Genomic DNA, 23,485 nt, shown 5'->3' on the forward strand with positions numbered 1-23,485 from the left:
GGACTCCTCCGGACCCTCAGCCGGAGAAGCCGACGTGCGCGAGCCGCAGTGAGCCGCGCAGCCTGATGCGGAGGTCGTGGACGCCCCCGGCGGTGAAGGCACAGGTCAGCTCCACGTAGTCGTACGGACCCGCGGTCGGCGCGGCCGGTGACAGGGCCGCCGTCCACGGGCCGTCGCCGAGGGCCAGCTCGACCGTGCCCTCGCCCGCCACCGACACCGTCACCCCGGTCGTAGCGGCGCCGAAGTCGCAGGCGCGGTAGAGCAGTTCACCCGTGCCACCGCCAACCGGCGTCACCGCGTCGCCCGTCGTCCTCGTCCGGTCGACGATCTCCGTGCCGCTCTGCTCGTCGAAGTCGGCTGCGTCCAGGCCGCGTTCGCGGACCGGGCGGGGTGCCGCGGGCTCGCCGTCGACCGTGACGGTCGTCGACAGGCGCACGTCCTCGCTCGACGCGCCCACCAGCAGGGCGTACGGGCCCGGCTCCAGCCGCCACCGGCCCCGCGCCACGTCCCAGAACGCGAGGGCGGACAGCAAGACCTCGAAGGAGACCCGGGCCGACGCGCCGGGCGCGAGGGACAGCCGGCGGTGGGCCAGCAGTTCGCGGCGCGGACGCGGTACCGACGGGGACTCGGCGCGGGCGTAGAGCTGGGCCACCTCGTCGGCGGCCACCTCCCCGGTGTTGGTGACCGTGAAGGACACCGAGACCGCTTCCTCCCCCACCCGCGCCGTCAGGTCCGCGTACCCGAAGGACGTGTAGGACAGGCCGTGCCCGAACGGGAACAGCGGCGTCCCCTCGAAGTACAGGTAGGTCTGCCGGCCGCCGATCACGTCGTAGTCGAGGAGAGCGGGCAGGTCGGCGTCGTCGGCGTACCAGGTCTGCGGGAGCCGGCCCGCCGGGGAGACGTCCCCGGCGAGGACCCGGGCCAGCGCCGTCCCGGCCGCCTGCCCCCCGTGCGCGGTCCACAGCACCGCCGGGAGCGCCTCGGCGTCGACCGCGTACGGGTAGGCCGACACCAGCGCGAGCACGGTCGCCGGGTTGGCGGCGCGGGCCGCGCGCAGCAGCCGCTCCTGGTGGGCGGGCAGGCGCAGCGTCGTCCGGTCCTCGGTCTCGCGGCCGTTGATGTGCGGGTCGTTGCCCGCGACCACCACGACCACGTCCGCCCCGGCCGCCGCCCGCGTCACCGCCTCCTCGCCGCGCTCGGCGACGACCAGTTCGAAGACCTCGCCGTCCGTGTCGTCCTCCTCGGCAACCTTCACGCCGTCGGCGGCGACCTGGACGAGGCGGCCCGTACCCGTGTGCCTCAGGAGGTGACCGTCGCCGTGGGGTTCCAGCCGGAACGTCTCCTGCACGACCCAGCCGCCGGGCTGGTCGGCGGAGGCGCGCAGGAAGCCGTCCTCGGCGACGGACAGGTAGCGGCCGTCGGGTGCGCGCAGGGTGAGCACGCCCTCGCCCCAGTCGACGAGCGCCAGTTCGGTGCCGGCCGCGTCGGTGGTCAGGGGCGGCAGGTCGGTGCGGCCGGCGAGCAGGGCCGGGTCGAGGGCGGCCTCCGTGCCGCGCCCCTCGGCGGGGGCGTCGCCCGACGGCACGACGTGCAGGAACGTGCCGTCGGCCGTGCGGAGCCTGACCCGGTCCACGCCCTCCGCGAAGCTCACGCGGTCGGCGCCGAACCGCTCGTACAGGCCCTCCAGCGGGGTCGAGCGGTGGATGAGCGTGCCGCTGTACCAGTCGAGCTTGCACTCGTCGGCGAGCAGCCCGACGACGGCGACGCGGGTGTCGGAGGCCAGGGGCAGGAGGCCGTCGTTCTTGAGCAGGACCACCGCCTGCTCGGCCGCCTCCCGCGCCAGCGCCCGGTGTTCCGGCGTGTCGAAGTCCCGTACGTCCGCGTGCGGGTCGTGCCCCGGGTCGAACTCGCCGAGCCGGAAACGGACCGACAACTGCCGCCGCACGGCCGCGTCCACGTCCGCCTCCGTCAGCAGGCCCCGCTCCAGGGCGCCCCGGACCCGCGCCACGATCTTCGAGGGGTCCGTGCCGTGGTCGGTGAAGCTGTCCACTCCGGCCCGCAGCGCGGCGGCGGTGGCCTCCTCGTGGGTGTCGAAGTAGTGCTCGGAGTCGACCAGGTTGGAGGGGGCGCCGGCGTCGGAGCAGACCAGGAGGTCCTCCTCGGTCCAGGTGCGCAGGTGGCGGCCGAGGTCGGGGGAGAGGTGGTTGGGGCGGCCGTTGACCAGGTTGTAGGCCGGCATCACCCCGGCCACCGCGCCCGCCTCGACGGTCGCGCGGAAGGCCCGCAGGTCGTACTCGTGCAGCACGCGCGGGCGGACCGAGGACGAGGAGGTGTCCCGGGCGGTCTCGTTGTTGTGGGCGAGCCAGTGCTTGAGGACCGGAGCGGTGCGCCAGTACGTCGGGTGGTCGCCGCGCAGACCCCGGGTGTAGGCCGTGGCGATGGCAGAGGTCAGCTTCGGGTCCTCCGAGTAGCCTTCCTCGTTGCGGCCCCACAGGGGGTGGCGCAGCAGGTTCACGGTCGGCGACCAGACGTTGAGGCCGACGCGTTCGTCCCGCGCGCGCATCGCCCGGGCCTCCTTGGACACCGCCTCGCCGACCCGGTGCACGAGGTCCTCGTTCCAGGTGGCGCCGAGCCCCACGGCCTGCGGGAACACGGTCGCCGGGCCCATCCAGGCCACACCGTGCAGCGCTTCCTGGCCGGTGCGGAAGGCGGCGATGCCCAGACGCTCGACCGCGGGCGCGAACTGGTGCAGGAAGGCGGTTTTCTCGTCGAGCGTGAGCCGCGACATCAGATCGTCGACGCGCTTCGCGAACGGCAGTTGCGGATCACGGAACGGCGGCGTGGGTGCGGTCACGAGGTGGTCCCCTTGCGGATGGTGCGGGTAGGACGTCGAAGCGCTTCGATGCTCTGTGCACCCCAGGGTGGGTGTCAAGACGCTGCGGCGGATTGCGCCTCGGCCGGTGCCACTTCGCCTCGGGCACTCGCCGTGGAAAAGGGAGTGTGGTCAAGACCTTTCCCGGGGGTGCCGAACAGGAATATTGGAAACGGCTCTTGTGCCCCCCGGGGGGTTAACTTAACCTCGCTGCAACATCGAAGCGCTTCGACACGAACTGGTCCCAGTTCCCTCAAAGACACCGCACCCGACGGCCGCCGCCGGGTGTCCCGGTGCGCCACGAAGGCACGAAGGGTTGACGCACATGACGCCGAACGCCGCCTCCGGTCCCAGCCGGAGAAGTTTTCTCGCCTCCACCGCGGTGGCCACCGCAGCGGTGGCGGGAGGCCTGCCCCTGCTCTCCGCCTGCGGCGGATCCGACGGGGGCTCGCGCGACGGCACCACGTCGGGCAAGGACGCCAAGAAGATCCTTCCCGCCTACGTGGCGAGCAACGTGGTCACCCCCGACATCCCCAGCAAGAACGGTTCCGCGGTCGGCTTCACCGGCAAGCTCGACCTGGCGGGCCTGAAGACCTCGGTGCCCAAGAAGCTCGGCAAGGGCGGCAGGGTCACCGTCATGTCGCCGTTCTGGGGGTCGCCGCCCAAGGAGGACAACGCCTACTACCGGGCGATGAACGACCTCATCGGCGTCGACGTGGTCTGGCAGAACCAGGACGGCAACACCTACGACCAGAAGCTCGGCGCCGTCCTCGCCTCCAGCGAGGTGCCCGACGTGGTGGTCGTGCCCGGCTGGAACATGACCGGCAAGATCCCCAGCGCCATCATCGGCAAGTTCGCCGACCTCGGCCCCTACCTCTCCGGCGACGCGGTCAAGGAGTACCCGAACCTCGCCGCGATCCCCACCGACGCCTGGCAGCGCTCCATCTTCGGCGGCAAGCTGCGCGGCCTGCCGCTGCCGTCCTCGTACGTCCCCGCCATCGTGCCGTTCTACCGCCAGGACATCTTCGAGAAGGAGGGCTACGAGGTCCCCCGCTCCTGCGACGAGTTCATGGCACTGGCCAAGGACGCCACCAACGCCAAGGCCAAGCGCTGGGCCTGCCTGGACATGAAGTGGACCGCCTTCAACGCCTTCGGCGTGCTCTCCGGCAACGAGAAGTCGCTCGGCTGGAACGAGGTCGACGGCAAGCTGGTCTACCGCATCGAGACCGACGAGTACCTCGAGGCCCTGGAGTGGACGCGCAAGCTGTTCGCCGCCGGGGTCGTGCACCCCGACGCCAAGCTGGGCAAGTCCAACGCCGCCGACCCCGGACCGAAGTTCGCCGCCGGGGAGTTCCTGATCTACAACCAGGACATGTCGCAGTGGTGGAGCCGCACCGCCGAACAGGCCGTCCAGAACCCGGAGTTCAAGATCTGGGGCATGGACATCTTCGGCCACGACGGCGGCACCCCCGCACTGTGGGCGCAGAACCCGGCGAGCATCTTCGCCTTCGTCAACAAGAAGGCGTCCGAGGCCGTGATCCGTGACGTGCTGGCCGTCGCCAACGTCACCGCCGCGCCGTACGGCACCAAGGAGTACATGGCCACCAACTACGGCGTGGAGGGCACCCACTACACGGTCAAGGACGGCGTGCCCACCAAGACCGACCAGGGCAACATCGACGTGATGAACGCCTACGTGATGGTGGCGAGCCCCGCCGCGACCATCGCCCACCCCGACTTCCCCGAGGTCGCCAAGGGGCAGGTCGAGTGGCAGCAGCGCATGGGCGCCGTCACGAAGAAGCCCGCGTTCTACGGCATGCAGATCACCGAGCCGGCCCGCTGGACCAACCTCTCCAACGACTTCGAGCAGTTGGAGGACGACGTCATCCGCGGCCGCAAGAAGATCGGCGACGTGCAGCAGGCCGTCTCCGACTGGAAGAGCAAGGGCGGGGACAAGCTCCGCGACTGGTACCGGAAGATCCTCGACGAGAACGGTCCGGCGGCCGGCTGACCGGGTCCTGAGGCAAGGAGAACCGCCGTGTCCCACAGCACGGTGCCTCGGACCGACACCGAGGCCGAAGTCAACAAGAAGCCCCCGAAGGGGCACGGCGGCGACACCGGGGCCGCGAAGAGACCGCCCACCGGGAAGCTGAGCCTGCGGCTGAGGTTCCGGCGCGACCGCGTCCTGATCCTGATGACGCTGCCGGCCGTCCTGCTGCTGCTGGTCTTCAACTACGTACCGATCCTCGGCAACGTCGTCGCCTTCCAGGAGTACGACCCCTACGTCAGTGACAACGGCGTCGTCTCCATCCTGCACAGCCCGTGGGTGGGCGTGGAGAACTTCCAGCGGATCTTCGAGGACTCCGCCTTCTGGAACGCGGTCCAGAACACCCTCGTGCTCTTCGTCCTCCAGCTCCTGCTGTACTTCCCCATCCCGATCCTGCTCGCGCTGCTCATCAACAGCGTGGTCAGGCCACGGGTACGGGCGGTCGCGCAGGCCATCCTCTACCTGCCGCACTTCTTCTCGTGGGTGCTGGTCGTCGCCGTCTTCCAGCAGCTCCTGGGCGGTGCCGGGCTCCTCTCCCAACTGCTGCGGCAGCACGGGTACGACGGGCTCGACATCATGACCGACCCCGAGACCTTCAAGTTCCTGATCACCGCGCAGAGCGTGTGGAAGGACGCCGGCTGGGGGATCATCGTCTTCCTCGCCGCCCTCGCCTCGGTCAGCCCCGACCTCTACGAGGCGGCAGCGATGGACGGCGCGAACCGCTGGCGCCGCATGTGGCACGTCACCCTGCCCGCCCTGCGCCCGGTCGTCGCCCTGCTGCTGGTGCTCCGCGTCGGCGACGCCCTCACCGTCGGCTTCGAACAGATCCTCCTGCAACGCGGCGCCGTGGGACCCGGCGCCGCGGAGGTCCTGGACACCTTCGTGTGGTGGAACGGCGTACGCAACCAGGACTTCGGCTACGCGGCCGCCGCCGGCCTCATCAAGGGCGTCATCAGTCTCGGTCTGGTCCTCGCGGCCAACAAGGTGGCCCACCTCATGGGCGAGCAGGGGGTGTACAAGAAGTGACCGCCGTACGAGAGGCGACGGCCCCGGCGGCCGACGAGCCGGCGCGCGCACCCGGCCGGTGGGCGGCCCCGCCCCGGCCCGTGTGGGAGGAGCAACCCACCCGGGCCGGGCTGGCCGGCAAGGGGCTGGTGCTGCTCCTGGCCTGCCTCGGCATCCTGTTCCCGCTGTGGATCGTCGTCGTCACCAGCCTGTCCAGCCGCAAGACCATCGACGAGGCCGGCGGCCTGGTGATGATCCCCAAGGACATCACCTTCGTCGCCTACCAGGAACTGCTCAGCGGCGGCCAGGTCACCCGCGCCGCGCTCGTCAGCATCGGCATCACGCTCGTCGGCACCCTGTTCTCCATGGCGGTGTCCGTGCTGTGCGCCTACGGGCTCTCCCGCAGCGGCTCGCTGGGGCACCGCTGGATCCTCATGGTGCTGCTCGCCACCATGTTCTTCAGCGCCGGACTCATCCCCACCTACCTGCTGGTGCAGTCCCTGGGACTCACCGACAGCTACCTCGCCCTGATCCTGCCGAGCGCGATCAGCGTCTTCAACATCCTGGTGCTGCGCGGCTTCTTCATGGGCATCTCCCAGGAACTCGTCGACAGCGCCCGCATCGACGGCGCCGGGGACCTGCGCATCCTGTGGCAGATCGTGCTGCCGCTGTCCCGCGCGGTCGTCGCGGTGATCACGCTGTTCTACGCCGTCGGCTACTGGAGCGCCTGGTTCAACGCCTCCCTCTACCTCAACGACCAGGACATGCTGCCCCTGCAGAACGTCATGATCCAGCTCGTGCAGAAGCAGGAGGCGCCGGTCGGCCTCGGCCAGGCCATCAAGACCGGTGAACTGTCCGGGCTCGCCGTGCAGATGGCCGTCATGGTCATGGCCCTGCTGCCGGTCGCCGTCCTGTCGCCCTTCGTCCAGCGCCACTTCAAGAAGGGCATGCTCACCGGGGCGGTGAAGGGCTGATGCCGAACCTGTCCGACGTCACCCGCGGGCGCATCCTCTACGGCGGCGACTACAACCCCGAGCAGTGGCCCGAGGAGACCTGGCCCGAGGACGTCCGCCTGATGAAGGCCGCCGGCGTCAACTCCGTCACCCTCGGCGTCTTCTCCTGGTCCCGGCTCGAACCCCGCCCCGGTGTGCACGACTTCGCCTGGCTGGACCGGCTCATGGACCTCGTGCACGAGGCCGGGATCGGCGTCGTCCTCGCCACGCCCACCGCCTCGCCGCCGCCCTGGCTGGGCCGACTCCACCCCGACACCCTGCCCCGCGACGAGGACGGCCGCACCGAGTGGTGGGGCGGCCGCCAGCACTTCTCGCACTCCAGCACCGTCTACCGCCGCCACGCCGCCGCCATCACCGAGGCCCTGGCCGCCCGTTACGCGGCCCACCCGGCCCTGACCATGTGGCACATCAACAACGAGTACTGCACCTACGACCACGGCGACGAGGCCGCAGCCCGCTTCCGCCGCTGGCTCCGGGACCGCTACGGCACCCTCGACGCCCTCAACACCGCCTGGGGCACCGCCTTCTGGAGCCAGGGCTACGGCGACTGGGAGGAGATCCTCCCGGCCCGCCGCACCCACTACCTCAAGAACCCCGCCCAGGTCCTGGACTTCCGGCGCTTCACCTCCGACATGCTGCTGGAGTGCTTCACCGCCGAGCGCGACATCGTCCGCCGCCACACCCCGCACCTCCCGGTCACCACCAACTTCATGCCGCTGTGGGCGGGTCAGGACGCCTGGCGCTGGGCCGAGGAGGAGGACGTCGTCTCCGTCGACCTCTACCCCGACCCGGGCGACCCGTCCGGCGCCCAGCACGGGGCCCTCGTCCAGGACATGACCCGCTCCCAGGCCCGCGGCCCGTGGATGCTCATGGAACAGGCGGCCGGAGCCGTCAACTGGCGCGATGTGAACCACCCCAAGCCGCGCGGCCTGAACCGCCTCTGGTCGCTCCAGGCCGTGGCCCGCGGGGCCGACGCCGTCTGCTGCTTCCAGTGGCGGCAGTCCCGGCAGGGCGCGGAGAAGTTCCACTCCGGGATGGTCTCCCACGCGGGCGAGCAGGGCCGCACGTACCAGGAGGTGAAGCAGCTCGGCGCGGACCTGGCCCGGATCGCCCCGCACGTCGGCGGCGCCGCGGTCACCGCGGACGTCGCCGTCCTGCACGACTGGCACTCCTGGTGGGCCGGCGACCAGGAGGCCCGGCCCTCCCGCGAGGTCGACTACCCGGACGTCCTCGGCGCCTGGCACCGCGCGCTCTGGCGGGCCGGCCTCACCACCGACTTCGCCCACCCCCGCCACGACCTGACCCGCTACCGGCTCGTCGTCGTCCCGCAGCTCTACGCCCTCACCGACGCCGCCGTCGACAACCTCCTCGCGTACGTGCACGGCGGCGGCACCCTCGTCTGCGGCTTCCTGACCGGCGTCGCCGACCAGGACGACCGGGTCCGGCCCGGCGCCATGGACGCCCGGCTGCGCGAGCTGTTCGGCATCCGCACCCTGCACGAGTGGTGGCCGCTGCGGCCGGGGGAGGACGTCGCGTGCGAGGGCGGCCTGCGCGGCACCCTGTGGTCCGAGGAACTGGAGCCCGACGGCACCGCCGACGAGACCGTGGCGTACCGGGGCGGGGAACTCGACGGCCTCCCGGCCGTCCTGCGCAAGGGCCGCGCCTGGTACGTCTCCACGCTCCCCGAACCCGGGGCGCTGAGCGCGCTGCTGGCCCGCGTGGCCCGCGACGCGGGTGCGCGGCCGGTGCTCGACGGACTCCCGGACGGCGTCGAGGCGGTCCGGCGCGGCGACGTGCTGTTCCTGCTCAACCACGGCCGCGAGCCGGTCACCGTCGGCCTCCCGGGCACCCACCACGACCTGCTGACGCGGACGGAGACCACCGGCCGGATCACCCTGGGCCGCTACGGCGTGGCGGTGCTGAAGCCATGAGCGCCACCCCCGTCCACGGCACCTGGGAGCCCGAGCCCGCCGCCCGCTGGGAGGACGCCTTCCTGAGCGGCAACGGCCACCACGGCGCCCTGGTGCACGGCGACCCGGACACCGACCGGGTGATCGTCACCCACCACACCCTCGTCCGCCCGGACGGCGACGACGGGCACCGGCGCCCACCCGCCCTCGCCGCCGGACTCCCCGCCCTCCAGGACCGCCTGCTGGCCGGGGACACCACGGCCGCCGAGGACTTCACCGACGGCCGCCCGCTGCAATGGGTGCGCCCCTTCCACCCGGCCTTCCAGCTCCGCCTGGACCGGCCGTTGACCGACGACGCCGACGCCCCCTACCGCCGCGCCGTCGACTTCGCCACCGGCGAGACCACGGCCACCCGCGGAAGCTGGACCAGCCGCGTCTTCGTCTCCCGCGCCGACGACGTGATCGTCCAGCACGTCACCGCCCCGCACCTCACCCTCGACCTGTCCCTCGACCCCCGCCTGCCCGGCGCCCCCGCCGGACTGGGCATCGGCCACGGCGCCGTCCTCACCCCCGAGGGCGCCCTGCTCACCCTGCGCGCCCGCTACCCCGGCAGCGACCTCGCCTACACCGGCGTCACCCTGCTCGCCGTCACCGGCGGCACCACGAGGCTCGTGCCGCCCGGCGTCCTGGCCGAGGGCGCCACCGGGGTGCTGCTGCTGACGCGGGTGCACCGGCACACCGGCGAGCTGGACGCCCTCGCCGAGGGCCGCGCCCTGCGCGAACTGCTGCACCAGGGCCCGGCCGCGGCCACCTACGACGGCCTCCTCGCCCGGCACCTGAGCCGGCACCGCACCGCCTACGACCGCGTCACCCTCGACCTGGCCGCCGACCCCGCCGAACGCGCCCTGCCGGGCTCCGAACTGCTCGCCCGGCCGCACAGCCCCGCCCTGCTGGAACGCCTCTTCGCCGCCGGCCGCTACCACCTGCTGTCGGCGAGCGGCCTGCTCCCGCCCCGCCTCACCGGCCTGTGGACCGGCGACTGGAACACCGCCTGGTCCGGCGCCTTCACCACCAACGCCAATCTCAACCTCCAGACCGCCTCCGCCGCGGCCGCCGCCCTTCCCGAGGTCACCGAGGCCCACGCCGCGCTGGTCCACCGCCAGCTCCCGCACTGGCGGGACAACGCCCGAGCGATCTTCGGCACCCGGGGCGCGGTCGCGCCCTCGCACACCGACGGCGAGTGCGGCCACACGTACCACTTCAGCCGCGAGTACCCGCTGCACCTGTGGACCGCGGGCGCCGACTGGCTGCTCAAGCCCCTGGTCGACCACGACGAGAGCCACGGCGCGCAGGACCCGCGTACCACCGCCGCGCTCGCCGAAGCCGCCCTGTTCTACGAGGACTTCCTCACCCGGACCGACGACGAAGGACACCTGGTCGTCGTCCCCTCCTACTCGCCCGAGAACCGCCCCGCCAACGCGAGCTGGGGCACCCTCAACGCGGCCATGGACCTCTCCGCAGCCCGGCACGCCCTGCTGACCGCCGCCGACCGCCACCCCCGGCACGCCGACCGCTGGCGCGCCCTCGCCGACCGCCTCCCCCCGCACCGGACCAATGCCGACGGCGCCCTGGCGGAATGGGCGCGGCCCGGCCTGGAGGACACCTACGACCACCGCCACCTCAGCCACCTCTACGGCGTCTGGCCGCTCGACGAGATCAACCCGTACGACACCCCCGGCCTCGCCGAGGCCGCCCACCGTGCCCTCGAACTGCGCGGCGCCGAGAACGACTCGGCCCACGGCCACCTCCACCACGCCCTGGTCGCGGCCCGCCTGCGGGACGGCAGCCGGGTCGCCCACGCGCTCGGCCGGGTCCTCGGCGGCGACTTCTTCCACGCCTCCCTGATGAGCGCCCACTACCCCCACCGCGACGTCTACAACGCGGACGCCGCGCACGCCCTGCCCGCCGTGCTCATCGAGATGCTCGTGCAGTCCACCCCCGGCCGGCTGGTGCTGCTGCCCGCCCTCCCGGACTCCTGCCCACGGGGTGAACTCCGGGGCGTGCGGACCCGGTTCGGGGCGTCGCTCGACCTCACCTGGGCGCCGGACGGCAGCGCCACGGCCGTCCTGCGCCCGGACCGCACCCGCCGCATCGAACTGAGGACTCCCTCCGGCGCCGAACCGCTCGACCTCGTCGCCGGGGAGGACCGCGCCATCAGCGTCAAGGCGCGGTAACACCAGCGCACGTCCCCCCACCCATGGAAGGAACCGCCATGGCACCACGCACGCGCACCACCCGCACCCGCACCGCCGGCACCCGCACCACCCGCACCCGCACCCTGACCGCGCTCCTCGCCCCGGCCCTCGCGCTCGGCGCCACCGTCGGCCTCGCCTCCGCCCCCGCCCAGGCCGCCGTCTGGAACTCCTGCGACCAGTGGGGCAACACCAGCCTGAACGGCTACACCCTCTACAACAACATCTGGGGCTCCGGCGCCGGAAGCCAGTGCGTGTGGGCCAACTCCGGTACCAACTGGGGTGTCTGGGCCGACCACCCCAACACCGGCGGCATCAAGTCCTACCCGAACGCCAAGAAGGTGATCAACAAGCCGGTCTCCGCCCTCACCTCGCTCACCAGCAGCTACGCCGTCACGGTCCCGTCGTCGGGCGCGTACAACACGTCGTACGACATCTGGGACACGGACTACGACTACGAGATCATGCTCTGGGTCAACCACACCGGTGCCGTCGGCCCGCTGGGCACCCCGCAGGGGACGGTCAGCCTCGGCGGCCACACCTGGAACGTCTACAAGGGCGACAACGGCGCCAACGAGGTCTTCTCGTTCCTGCGCACCTCGGACTCGGACTCCGGCACGGTGAACATCCTCCCGATCCTGAAGTGGATCAAGGACACCAAGGGCTGGATGGGCGACGAGACCATCGGCGACGTGCAGTTCGGCTACGAGATCACCTCGTCCGCCGGCGGCCTGGACTTCCGCACCGACAACCTGACGGTCAGCGGCGGCTGACCGGGACGCCCGCGCACCACGGCGCAGGGGCGGGGTCCGCCCGCCGCGGTGCGCGGGCGGACCGCTACGGCCGGACGGGCGCCGGCCCCGAGCTGGCCCGGACGGTCAGCTCCGGCGCGAGCAGCACGACCTCGTCGCTCCCGCGGCCCCGGAGCTTGGCGACCAGTTGCTCCACGGCCCGCCGGCCCATCTCCTGGGCGGGGACCGCGACCGAGGTGAGCCGCACCGAGGCCTGGGTGGCGACCTGGTCGGGGCAGACCGCGACCACCGACACGTCCTCCGGCACGGCCCGGCCCTGCTGGCGCAGCAGGGCGAGCAGCGGCTCGACCGCCGCCTCGTTCTGGACGACGAAGCCGGTGGTGCCGGGGCGTTCGTCGAAGACGCGGGCCAAGGTCACGGCCATCGCGTCGTACCCGCCGTCGCAGGGCCGGTGCAGCAGCCGCAGCCCCAGCTCCCGGGCGCGGGTGCGCAGGCCGTCGAGGGTGCGCTCGGCGAAGCCGGTGTGCCGTTCGTAGACGGCGGCGGCCTCACCGATGACGGCGATGTCGCGGTGGCCCAGCTCCGCCAGATGCTCCACGCACAGCGCCCCGGTCGCCCGGAAGTCCAGGTCGACGCAGGTGAGTCCTTCGGTGTCGGCGGGGAGGCCGATGAGCACGGAGGGCTGGTCGGTGCCGCGCAGCAGGGGGAGCCGCTCGTCGTCCAGTTCGACGTCCATGAGGATCATCGCGTCGGCGAGACCGCTGCCGGTGACGCGGCGCACCGCGTCGGGTCCCTCCTCGCCGGTGAGCAGCAGGATGTCGTACCCGTGGGTGCGCGCGCCGGCCGCGACCGCGATGGCGATCTCCATCATCACCGGCACGTACATGTCGGTGCGCAACGGGATCATGAGCGCGATGATGTTGGACTTGCTGCTGGCCAGGGCGCGGGCGCCGGCGTTCGGGTGGTAGCCGAGCTTCCTGATGCTCTCCTCGACCCGCTGCCGGGTGGTGGTGGAGATGGACCGCTTGCCGCTGAGGACATAACTCACCGTACTGGCCGAGACTCCGGCGTGCTGGGCGACCTCGGCGAGAGTGACCATCCAGCTCTCCAAGCTTGTGAAGCGCTTCGACAGCGCGCGGGACCAACAGGGGTGGGCGAGGGTAGTCCGACAGTAGCCCGCAGTAGGGACGGCTGTCCATAGGCAGTCGAAGCGCTTCGATTGCCTTCTCCAGCGAAGATCTGCCTTCCGGCCTCCCCCGAGCAGTATCGACCGAACGGCCGCGCGGTCTGGCCGGGTCGCCCGATATCGGGTACATACGATCGAGTAGCGCCTTCACATAACGTACGTCCGCACGTGCGTGCCGGACGAATCGTGGCGAGGTGAGCCTCATGCCCGCACCACCCACCCCTTCCTCCCCCTCCCGACCCACCGTCAGCGAACGTGAGGCCCGCCAGGTCGCGGAGGCGGCCCGGGAACAGGACTGGCGCAAGCCCAGCTTCGCCAAGGAGCTCTTCCTCGGCCGCTTCCGCCTCGACCTCGTCCACCCCCACCCGCTCCCGGCCGACGAGGACGTCCAGCGGGGCGAGGAGTTCCTGGCCAAGCTGCGCGACTTCTGCGAGACGAAGATCGACGGCGCGGTGATCGAGCGCGACGCGCGGATCCCCGACGACGTGATCACCGGGCTGAAGGAGCTGGGCGCCTTCGGCATGAAGATCGACACCAAGTACGGCGGCCTCGGCCTGACCCAGGTCTACTACAACAAGGCGCTCGCCCTGGTCGGCTCCGCGAACCCGGCGATCGGCGCGCTGCTCTCCGCCCACCAGTCGATCGGCGTGCCGCAGCCGCTGAAGATGTTCGGCACCCAGGAGCAGAAGGACACGTTCCTGCCGCGCTGCGCCCGCACCGACATCTCGGCCTTCCTGCTGACCGAACCGGACGTCGGTTCCGACCCGGCCCGCCTGGCCACCACCGCCGTCCGGGACGGCGACGACTACGTCCTCGACGGCGTGAAGCTGTGGACCACCAACGGCGTCGTCGCCGACCTGCTCGTGGTCATGGCCCGCGTCCCGAAGTCCGCGGAGGGCAGGGGCGGCATCACGGCGTTCGTGGTCGAGGCCGCCTCCGAGGGCATCACGGTCGAGAACCGCAACGCCTTCATGGGCCTGCGCGGCCTGGAGAACGGCGTCACCCGCTTCCACCGGGTCCGCGTCCCGGCCGCCCACCGCATCGGCCCCGAGGGCGCGGGCCTGAAGATCGCCCTGACCACGCTGAACACCGGTCGCCTCTCCCTCCCGGCGATGTGCGTCGGGGCCGGCAAGTGGTGCCTGAAGATCGCCCGCGAGTGGTCGGCGGTGCGCGAGCAGTGGGGCAAGCCGGTCGCGCTGCACGAGGCGGTCGGCTCCAAGATCTCCTTCATCGCGGCGACGACCTTCGCCCTGGAGGCCGTCCTGGACCTCTCCTCCCAGATGGCCGACGAGGACCGCAACGACATCCGTATCGAGGCCGCCCTCGCCAAGCTCTACGGCTCCGAGATGGCCTGCCTGATGGCCGACGAGCTGGTCCAGATCCGCGGCGGCCGGGGCTTCGAGACGGCGGCCTCCCTCGAAGCCCGCGGGGAGCGGGCGGTCCCCGCCGAGCAACTCCTGCGGGACCTGCGCATCAACCGCATCTTCGAGGGCTCCACCGAGATCATGCACCTGCTGATCGCGCGCGAGGCCGTCGACGCCCACCTCTCCGTCGCGGGCGACCTGATCGACCCCGACAAGACCCTGTCCGACAAGGCGAGGGCGGGCGCCCAGGCGGGCGTCTTCTACGCCAAGTGGCTGCCGAAGCTCGTCGCGGGACCCGGCCAACTCCCGCGCTCGTACGCGGACTTCCACCCCGCCGGCCACCGGGACCTGTCCGGGCACCTGCGCTACGTCGAACGCACCGCTCGCAAGCTCGCCCGCTCCACCTTCTACGCCATGTCCCGCTGGCAGGGCCGGATGGAGACCAAGCAGGGCTTCCTGGGCCGGATCGTCGACATCGGCGCGGAGCTGTTCGCGATGAGCGCCGCCTGCGTACGCGCCGAGCACCTGCGGGCCCGGGGCGACCACGGCCGCGAGGCCTACCAGCTCGCCGACGCTTTCTGCCGCCAGTCCCGCATCCGCGTCGAGGAGCTCTTCGGCCGCCTGTGGACCAACACCGACGACCTGGACCGCAAGGTCGTCAAGGGCGTACTGGGCGGCGCGTACGAGTGGCTGGAGCAGGGCGTCGTCGACCCCTCCGGCGACGGCCCGTGGATCGCGGACGCGACCCCGGGGGAGTCCCGGCGGAAGAACCTCCGCCGAGCCATCGGCTGAGCCGAAACCCCCCGGCCCCGCCCGGCCGACCGCCCGAGCCGGGTGGCCAAGCCCGGGCGGTCGGCGGGGCGGGAGGGGCCGTCGGCGGGGTCGGGCCGCGACCTGAACGACGCGCCGGACACCGCCGCGGACGCCGGGCAGGGCCCGGCCCGTGCCGCCCGACTCCGGCGCCGACCGTCCGGCCGGTGGCTTCCCGTGCCGGGCGGGGCCCCGTTGCGGGTGCCGTCGTTGAGCGCCTCGGGAGTCGGCTCCTTCCCGTCCGGGTGAGGGCTCAGGCCGGACGACGGGGCCGTCGAGCGCGGTCGGCGTTGCTGGGGCGCGCTCCGGCAGGGCTCGGCGGTTCGGGCCGCCCGAGGTCGGTGGTGATCCCGTCGGGCCATGCTGCCGGCGGCTTCCGGTGCCGGGCGGGGCCCCGTTGCGGGTGGCGTCGCTGAGCGCCTCGGGAGTCGGCTCCGGTCCGTGCGAGCCGGGGCCCAAGTCCGGGCGGCTGAGCGGGAGGGGAGGGCTGTCGGCCGGGCCGGGCCGCGACCTGAACGGCGCCGGACGCCGGGCCGTGTCCCGGCGGGGCCGGGCGGTCCGTGCCGCCGCCCGACGTCGGCGCCGGGCCGTCCCGGCGTGCTGCCGACGGTGTTCGCCCCCTGCGGGTCGTCCGGGTGTGCTCCCCGCGTTCTCGGTTTCCGGGCCGGTGCGGGCAAGCAGCCGCCGGCTTCCGCTGCCCGGCCGGCCGGGCACGGGCGCGGCGGGCCCCGGTTCCGGCCCGGCCCCCGGCCGGAGGCGAGTGGGAGGGTGCTCCGGCCTTCCTCCGTGTGTGCAGGGCGACACCCGACCGAGGGACGCGCTGTCCTCCCGGAGGGCCGTTGCGGACACAATGGGGGGATGAGCGACAGTCCAGCCCCACTCGCCGACCCCCACCTCGTCTACGACCCGGTGGCGGGCGACGGCCCGAAGGACGTGGTGATCCTCGGGTCCACCGGGTCGATCGGGACCCAGGCCATCGACCTCGTGCTGCGCAACCCGGACCGCTTCCGGGTCACCGCCCTGTCCGCCAACGGCAGCCGGGTCGCCCTCCTCGCCGAGCAGGCGTACCGGCTGAGGGCGCGGACCGTCGCCGTCGCCCGCGAGGACGTCGTACCGGCGCTGCGGGAGGCGCTCTCCGCCCAGTACGGCACGGGCGAGCCGCTCCCCGAGATCCTCGCCGGACCGGACGCGGCCACCCACCTCGCCGCCTCCGACTGCCACACCGTGCTCAACGGCATCACCGGCTCCATCGGACTCGCGCCCACCCTCGCCGCCCTGGAGGCGGGCCGCACCCTCGCGCTGGCCAACAAGGAGTCGCTCATCGTCGGCGGCCCGCTGGTCAAGGCGCTGGCCAAGCCCGGTCAGATCATCCCGGTCGACTCCGAGCACGCCGCCCTCTTCCAGGTGCTGGCCGCCGGCACCCGCGCCGACGTGCGCAAGCTGGTCGTCACCGCCTCCGGCGGCCCGTTCCGGGGCCGTACGAGGGAGGAGCTGGCGGGCGTCACCGTCGAGGACGCCCTCGCCCACCCCACCTGGGCCATGGGGCCGGTGATCACGATCAACTCCGCCACCCTCGTCAACAAGGGCCTGGAGGTGATCGAGGCCCACCTGCTCTACGACATTCCCTTCGACCGCATTGAGGTGGTCGTGCACCCGCAGTCGTATGTCCACTCGATGGTGGAGTACACGGACGGATCGACCCTGGCCCACGCCACGCCCCCCGACATGGGCGGGCCCATCGCCGTGGGCCTCGGCTGGCCCGACCGCGTCCCTGACGCCGCGCCCTCCTTCGACTGGAGCAAGGCCTCGACCTGGGAGTTCTTCCCCCTCGACAACGAGGCCTTCCCCTCCGTCAACCTGGCCCGGCACGTCGGACAGCTCGCGGGCACGGCCCCGGCGGTGTTCAATGCCGCCAACGAGGAGTGCGTCGAGGCGTTCCGCTCCGGCGCGCTGCCGTTTCTGGGGATCATGGAGACCGTCACGCGGGTGGTCGAGGAGCACGGCACCCCCCGTACGGGAACCTCGCTCACCGTCGCGGACGTCCTCGAAGCGGAGACCTGGGCGCGCGCCCGGGCCCGGCAACTGGCGGCACAGACGGCGGAGGCCCGTGCATGACGACCCTGATGTTCATCCTCGGCATAGTCCTCTTCGCCGTCGGCCTGCTCTTCTCCATCGCCTGGCACGAGCTGGGCCACCTGTCCACGGCCAAGATGTTCGGCATCCGGGTACCGCAGTACATGGTGGGCTTCGGGCCGACGCTGTTCTCGAAGAAGAAGGGCGACACCGAGTACGGGGTCAAGGCCATCCCCTTCGGCGGCTACATCCGCATGATCGGCATGTTCCCGCCCGGCGCCGACGGCCGCCTGGAGGCACGCTCCACCTCGCCCTGGCGCGGGATGATAGAGGACGCCCGCTCGGCCGCCTTCGAGGAACTGCAGCCCGGCGACGAGAAGCGGCTCTTCTACACGCGCAAGCCGTGGAAGCGCGTCATCGTCATGTTCGCCGGCCCGTTCATGAACCTCGTCCTGGCCGTGGTGCTCTTCCTCACCGTCCTGATGGGCTTCGGCATCTCGCAGCAGACCACCACCGTCAGCTCCGTCTCGAAGTGCGTCATCTCGCAGAGCGAGAACCGCGACGACTGCACCAAGTCCGACCCGGCCTCCCCGGCCGCCGCCGCGGGCCTCAGGGCCGGTGACAAGATCCTCGCCTTCGACGGCGTACGGACCGACGACTGGGACCGGCTGTCCGACCTGATCCGCGCCAACCCCGGCAAGGACGTGCCGGTCGTGGTCGAGCGCAAGGGCGAGGAGATCACCCTCCACGCGACCATCGCCACCAACAAGGTCGCCAAGAAGGACTCCCACGGACAGATCGTCCAGGGCGAGTACGTCACCGCCGGCTTCCTCGGCTTCAGCTCCGCCACCGGCGTGGTGAAGCAGGACTTCGGCCAGTCCGTGACCTGGATGGGCGACCGCATCAGCGACGCGGTCGACAACCTCGCCGCCCTGCCCGGCAAGATCCCCGCCCTCTGGGACGCGGCCTTCGGCGACGGACCGCGCGAGGCGGACTCCCCGATGGGTGTCGTCGGCGCCGCCCGCGTCGGCGGCGAGATCGCCACCCTGGACATCCCGCCCACCCAGCAGCTCGCCCTGTTCGTCATGCTGGTGGCCGGGTTCAACCTCTCCCTGTTCCTCTTCAACATGCTCCCGCTGCTGCCGCTCGACGGCGGCCACATCGCGGGCGCCCTGTGGGAATCGCTGCGCCGGGGCGCGGCCAGGGTGCTGCGCAGGCCCGACCCCGGGCCCTTCGACGTGGCCAAGCTGATGCCGGTGGCCTACGTGGTGGCGGGTGTCTTCGTCTGCTTCACCCTGCTCGTGCTGGTGGCGGACGTCGTCAACCCGGTGCGCATAAGCTGACGCCCGGGCGGACCGCGGGACAGCGGGACGACGACCCGATCTGCGGACCGTCCGACCGATCCGATGAGAAGCCCGATCCGGAGAGCATGTCCCTCCGGACCGGGCTTCACTCCGCTCGCCCGGCAGAAGGCCGCCAAAGGGTGCATCTGCCGTACGCCGCGTGCCCGGCGTTCATGTCGGTGCCGTAATCTCGGATGCCGGAGCCCGCCGCTGAACGGGGCCGGACCTTGATCCACGACTTGGGGTTGCACAGCAGATGACTGCGATTTCTCTCGGCATGCCGGACGTTCCGACCAGGCTCGCGGAGCGCCGCAAGAGCCGGCAGATCCAGGTCGGGCCCGTGGCGGTGGGTGGCGACGCCCCCGTGTCCGTGCAGTCCATGACCACGACCCGCACCTCCGACATCGGCGCCACGCTCCAGCAGATCGCCGAGCTGACGGCGTCGGGCTGCCAGATCGTCCGTGTGGCCTGCCCCACCCAGGACGACGCCGACGCGCTGCCGGTGATCGCGAAGAAGTCGCAGATCCCGGTGATCGCCGACATCCACTTCCAGCCGAAGTACGTCTTCGCCGCCATCGAGGCGGGCTGCGCGGCGGTCCGGGTGAACCCGGGCAACATCAAGCAGTTCGACGACAAGGTCAAGGAGATCGCCAAGGCCGCGAAGGACCACGGCACGCCCATCCGCATCGGCGTGAACGCCGGTTCCCTGGACCGCCGCCTGCTCCAGAAGTACGGCAAGGCCACCCCCGAGGCGCTGGCGGAGTCCGCCCTGTGGGAGGCGTCGCTCTTCGAGGAGCACGACTTCCGGGACATCAAGATCTCGGTCAAGCACAACGAGCTGCTCTCCCAGGGCATCGGCGACACCATCCGCGTCTCCCTGTCGGCCCCGCCGGTCGAGGAGATCAAGGTCGGCATCCAGATCCTGGAATCGCTCAACCTCCGCCAGCGCGGCCTGGAGATCGTGTCCTGCCCGTCCTGCGGCCGCGCCCAGGTCGACGTCTACAAGCTGGCCGAGGAGGTCACCGCCGGCCTGGAGGGCATGGAGGTCCCCCTGCGCGTCGCCGTCATGGGCTGCGTGGTGAACGGCCCCGGCGAGGCCCGTGAGGCGGACCTCGGCGTCGCCTCCGGCAACGGCAAGGGGCAGATCTTCGTCAAGGGCGAGGTCATCAAGACCGTCCCCGAGTCGAAGATCGTGGAGACCCTCATCGAGGAGGCCATGAAGATCGCCGAGCAGATGGAGAAGGACGGCGTGATCTCCGGCGAGCCCTCGGTCTCCGTCGCGGGCTGACCCCGCCCACCCGTGCCGCGTCGCCCTGGGGGCGGCGCGGCATATGCGCGACAGGTACAGTGCGGAGACCAGCAGATCTCAGGGTGAGGCCCCCGCACGTGTTGACGCAGACCACCTCCCGCGTGCTCGAACCGAGCGACCTGGACGCCGCGCTCGCCGTCCTCGACCGCGAGCCGGTCGCCAACGCCTTCGTGACCGCGCGCGTCCAGATCGCCGGACTCGACCCCTGGCGCCTGGGCGGCGAGATGTGGGGCTGGTACGAGCACGGCATGCTCACGTCCCTGTGCTACGCGGGCGCCAACCTCGTCCCGATCTGCGCCACTCCGCGCGCCGTCCGCGGCTTCGCCGACCGCGCCCGGCGGGCCGGTCGCCGCTGCTCCTCGATCGTCGGCCCCGCCGAACCGACCGGCCAGTTGTGGCGGTTGCTCGAACCGGCCTGGGGCCCGGCCCGCGAAGTCCGTGCCCACCAGCCCCTCATGGTCACCGACCGCCTCCCCGACGACATCGCCCCGGACCCCTACGTCCGCCGCGTCCGCAAGGACGAGATGGAACGGATCATGCCGGCCTGCGTGGCGATGTTCACCGAGGAGGTCGGCATCTCCCCGATGGCCGGCGACGGCGGCCTGCTCTACCAGGCCCGGGTCGCCGAACTCGTCGGCTCCGGCCGCTCGTTCGCCCGCTTCGACGCCGACGGCAAGGTGGTCTTCAAGGCCGAGATCGGCGCCGCCACCGACCGCGCGTGCCAGATCCAGGGCGTGTGGATGCACCCCGAGTACCGCGGCAAGGGCCTGGCGGCACCGGCCATGGCGGCGGTCCTGCGCCACGCCCTCGCGGACTTCGCCCCGGTGGCGAGCCTCTACGTCAACGACTTCAACACGGCGGCGCGACGGACCTACCTGCGGGTCGGTTTCCAGGAAGTGGGCGCCTTCATGAGCGTGCTGTTCTGAGGGCCGCGCGCCCTCCGGTCCACCACCCGCACCGCCCGCCCCCGCCGGAACACCCCTGTAGGCTCCCCGGCATGGACCTCGTGATCGGCCCACTGGACCTCTCCGCACACGTGGACGAGGCGCTGGCCGTCCAAGCCGCCGCGTTCGGCCTCGGCCCCGACGAAGTGGCCGTCCGGCGCCAGATCGTCCTGCGCCACATGACCTACCCCGGCGCCAGGGCCCTCGGCGCCACCGACCGGGGCCGGCTCGTCGGCTTCGTCTACGGCATGCCCAACGACCGCGCCCACTGGTGGTCCACCGTCGTCGAGCCCTGCCTGCGCGCCCAGGGCACCGACGCCTGGCTGGACGACTCCTTCGTCATCACGGAGTTGCACGTGCACCCGGCCCACCAGAACCGCGGCGCGGGCCGCGCCCTGATCACCACGATCACCGACGCCGCCACCGAACCCCGCTCGATCCTTTCCGCGATCGACACCGAGAGCCCCGCCCGCGCCCTCTACCGCTCCCTCGGCTACCAGGACCTCGCCCGCCAGGTCCTCTTCCCCAGCGCCCCGAAGCCGTACGCGGTGATGGGCGCCACGCTCCCGCTGCGCAGGCGCACGCCCGGTCGATAACCGATTTCCACCCCACCGGACCGCCCGGCTAACCTCCTAGCACCACCCTTACGCAGCAGGAGACACGAGAACCATGGCCAACGCACCGGTCCAGCGCATGTCGAAGTTGATGGCGAAGACGCTGCGCGACGACCCGGCGGACGCCGAGGTCCTCAGCCACAAGCTGCTGGTCCGCGCCGGCTACGTGCGCCGCACCGCCGCCGGCCTGTGGAGCTGGCTGCCGCTCGGCAAGAAGGTCCTCGGCAACATCGAGCGCATCGTCCGTGAGGAGATGGACGCCATCGGCGCCCAGGAGGTCCAGCTCCCCGCCCTCCTGCCGCGCGAGCCGTACGAGGCCACGGGCCGCTGGGACGAGTACGGCCCCGAACTCTTCCGCCTCCAGGACCGCAAGGGCGGCGACTACCTCCTCGGCCCGACGCACGAGGAGATCTTCACCCTCCTGGTCAAGGACCAGGCGTCGTCCTACAAGGACCTGCCGGTCATCCTCTACCAGATCCAGAACAAGTACCGCGACGAGGCCCGCCCCCGGGCCGGCATCCTGCGCGGCCGCGAGTTCCTCATGAAGGACTCCTACTCCTTCGACGTCGCCGACGAGGGCCTGGCCGAGTCCTACGCCCTGCACCGCGCCGCCTACCAGCGCATCTTCGAGCGCCTGGGCCTCGACTACCGCATCGTCGCGGCGACCGCCGGCGCCATGGGCGGCTCCAAGTCCGAGGAGTTCCTGGCCCCCGCCGAGGCCGGCGAGGACACCTTCGCGGACTGCCCGAACTGCGACTACGCCGCCAACACGGAGGCGATCACCTACAAGCTCGTCCCGGTCGAGGCCACCGACGTCCCCGCCGCCGAGGACATCCCGACCCCCGACACCCCCACCATCGAGACCCTGGCCGCCTCCCTCGGCGTACCGGCCTCGGCCACCCTCAAGAACCTTCTGGTCAAGGTGGACGGCGAGATCGTCGCCGTGGGCGTCCCCGGCGACCGCGAGGTCGACATGGACAAGGTGGAGGCGCACTTCGCCCCCGCCGCAGTCGAACTGGTCACCGCCGAGGACTTCGTCGGCCGCTCCGACCTGGTCCGCGGCTACGTCGGTCCGCAGGGCCTGGGCGAGAAGGTCAAGTACATCGCCGACCCCCGCGTCGCGCCCGGCACCGCGTGGATCACGGGCGCCAACAAGGTCGACACCCACGCCAAGAACGTCGTGGCGGGCCGTGACTTCGAGGTCGACGCCTACGTCGACGTCGTCGTGGTCCGCGAGGGCGACCCCTGCCCGAACTGCGGTACGGGCCTGAAGCTGGACCGCGCCATCGAGATCGGCCACATCTTCCAGCTCGGCCGCAAGTACGCCGACGCCCTCAAGCTCGACGTCCTCGGCCAGAACGGCAAGCCGGCCCGCGTCACCATGGGTTCCTACGGCATCGGCGTCTCCCGCGCGGTGGCCGCCCTCGCCGAGCAGCACGCCGACGACAAGGGCCTCGTCTGGTCCAAGGAGGTCGCCCCGGCCGACGTCCACGTCGTCGCCGCGGGCAAGGCCCTGCAGACCGAGCTGGCCCTGGAGATCGCCGACAAGCTGGCCGCGGCGGGCGTCCGCGTCCTGGTGGACGAACGCGCGGGCGTCTCTCCCGGCGTCAAGTTCACCGACGCGGAACTCATCGGCGTCCCCCAGATCCTGGTCGCCGGCCGCCGCTCGGCGGAGGGCGTGGTCGAACTCAAGGACCGCCGCACGGGGGAGCGCGAGGAGGTAACGGTCGAGGAGGCCCTGACCCGCCTCACGAGCTGACGCTCGCCCGGCCGGGGGCCACGTGGTCCGGCGTTGCGGGGTTGCCCGGCGTGGGTGCGGGGTGGGTTCGCGGGCCCGGCGTCGCGGAGTGCCCCGGCGTGGGTGCGGGGGTGGGGTCGCGGGCCCGGCGCTGGCGGGGTGCCGCTGCGCCCACCCGTGCCGCCCCAGCGGCACGACTGCCCGCAGCTAGGGGGCGACGGCCGGCAGTCGCGTACGGCGCGAAGGGGTCGTG

General features: G+C 72.1%; 15 protein-coding genes. 13 read left to right on the forward strand and 2 right to left on the reverse strand.

Annotated elements, in window-relative coordinates; translation table 11 throughout:
* Window positions 1–16: 16 nt before the first annotated feature.
* Window positions 17–2,854, reverse strand: a complete 2,838-nt coding sequence (locus tag IG88_RS0113865) for a glycoside hydrolase family 3 C-terminal domain-containing protein (protein WP_031039685.1) — start codon at window positions 2,852–2,854, stop codon at window positions 17–19.
* 343 nt (window positions 2,855–3,197) lie between these two features.
* Between IG88_RS0113865 and IG88_RS0113870 the strand changes: the two genes are divergently transcribed.
* From IG88_RS0113870 to IG88_RS0113895, 6 genes are read left to right on the forward strand one after another with little or no spacing between them, the layout of a single operon-like run.
* Entirely contained in the window at window positions 3,198–4,883 is a 1,686-nt protein-coding gene (locus IG88_RS0113870; protein ID WP_031039688.1) for an extracellular solute-binding protein, read from the forward strand.
* Window positions 4,884–4,910: 27 nt separating this feature from the next.
* Window positions 4,911–5,945 (forward strand): ABC transporter permease, encoded by a 1,035-nt coding sequence (locus tag IG88_RS0113875; RefSeq protein ID WP_031039690.1) that lies wholly within the window; start codon window positions 4,911–4,913, stop codon window positions 5,943–5,945.
* Window positions 5,942–6,898, forward strand: a complete 957-nt coding sequence (locus IG88_RS0113880; RefSeq protein ID WP_031039692.1) for a carbohydrate ABC transporter permease — start codon at window positions 5,942–5,944, stop codon at window positions 6,896–6,898. The genes IG88_RS0113875 and IG88_RS0113880 overlap by 4 nt, the downstream gene beginning before the upstream one ends.
* Window positions 6,898–8,868, forward strand: coding sequence for a beta-galactosidase (locus IG88_RS0113885; protein WP_031039694.1), 1,971 nt, complete (start codon window positions 6,898–6,900; stop codon window positions 8,866–8,868). The genes IG88_RS0113880 and IG88_RS0113885 overlap by 1 nt, the downstream gene beginning before the upstream one ends.
* Complete coding sequence (locus IG88_RS0113890) at window positions 8,865–11,081, forward strand: glycosyl hydrolase family 95 catalytic domain-containing protein (RefSeq protein WP_031039696.1); 2,217 nt, start codon at window positions 8,865–8,867, stop codon at window positions 11,079–11,081. The genes IG88_RS0113885 and IG88_RS0113890 overlap by 4 nt, the downstream gene beginning before the upstream one ends.
* Before the next feature lie 38 nt (window positions 11,082–11,119).
* Window positions 11,120–11,872 (forward strand): glycoside hydrolase family 12 protein, encoded by a 753-nt coding sequence (locus IG88_RS0113895; RefSeq protein ID WP_078861491.1) that lies wholly within the window; start codon window positions 11,120–11,122, stop codon window positions 11,870–11,872.
* A gap of 64 nt (window positions 11,873–11,936) precedes the next feature.
* Here the strand turns inward: IG88_RS0113895 and IG88_RS0113900 are convergent, their stop codons facing one another.
* The gene (locus IG88_RS0113900; protein WP_031039702.1) at window positions 11,937–12,950 is read right to left on the reverse strand and encodes a LacI family DNA-binding transcriptional regulator; all 1,014 of its coding nucleotides are present in this window, start codon (window positions 12,948–12,950) and stop codon (window positions 11,937–11,939) included.
* Window positions 12,951–13,240: 290 nt separating this feature from the next.
* Here IG88_RS0113900 and IG88_RS0113905 point away from each other — a divergent pair, with 290 nt between their 5' ends.
* From IG88_RS0113905 to IG88_RS0113935, 7 genes are all read left to right on the forward strand, one after another.
* On the forward strand, window positions 13,241–15,193 hold the full coding sequence (locus IG88_RS0113905; RefSeq protein WP_031039703.1) for an acyl-CoA dehydrogenase family protein: 1,953 nt from the start codon (window positions 13,241–13,243) through the stop codon (window positions 15,191–15,193).
* 876 nt (window positions 15,194–16,069) lie between these two features.
* Window positions 16,070–17,326 (forward strand): 1-deoxy-D-xylulose-5-phosphate reductoisomerase, encoded by a 1,257-nt coding sequence (gene dxr, locus IG88_RS0113910; RefSeq protein ID WP_031039707.1) that lies wholly within the window; start codon window positions 16,070–16,072, stop codon window positions 17,324–17,326.
* 8 nt (window positions 17,327–17,334) lie between these two features.
* Window positions 17,335–18,627, forward strand: coding sequence for a M50 family metallopeptidase (locus IG88_RS0113915; protein WP_107452160.1), 1,293 nt, complete (start codon window positions 17,335–17,337; stop codon window positions 18,625–18,627).
* A gap of 256 nt (window positions 18,628–18,883) precedes the next feature.
* Window positions 18,884–19,915, forward strand: coding sequence for a flavodoxin/ferredoxin-dependent (E)-4-hydroxy-3-methylbut-2-enyl-diphosphate synthase (locus tag IG88_RS0113920; RefSeq protein ID WP_031039712.1), 1,032 nt, complete (start codon window positions 18,884–18,886; stop codon window positions 19,913–19,915).
* Between the two features lie 98 nt (window positions 19,916–20,013).
* Window positions 20,014–20,862, forward strand: a complete 849-nt coding sequence (locus IG88_RS0113925) for a GNAT family N-acetyltransferase (protein WP_031039714.1) — start codon at window positions 20,014–20,016, stop codon at window positions 20,860–20,862.
* Window positions 20,863–20,933: 71 nt separating this feature from the next.
* The gene (locus IG88_RS0113930) at window positions 20,934–21,476 is read left to right on the forward strand and encodes a GNAT family N-acetyltransferase (RefSeq protein WP_031039716.1); all 543 of its coding nucleotides are present in this window, start codon (window positions 20,934–20,936) and stop codon (window positions 21,474–21,476) included.
* Window positions 21,477–21,549: 73 nt separating this feature from the next.
* Entirely contained in the window at window positions 21,550–23,253 is a 1,704-nt protein-coding gene (locus IG88_RS0113935; RefSeq protein ID WP_031039719.1) for a proline--tRNA ligase, read from the forward strand.
* The last annotated feature ends 232 nt before the right edge of the window (window positions 23,254–23,485 follow it).

Source organism: Streptomyces sp. NRRL F-5650 (assembly GCF_000721365.1).
Taxonomy (GTDB): domain Bacteria; phylum Actinomycetota; class Actinomycetes; order Streptomycetales; family Streptomycetaceae; genus Streptomyces; species Streptomyces ardesiacus.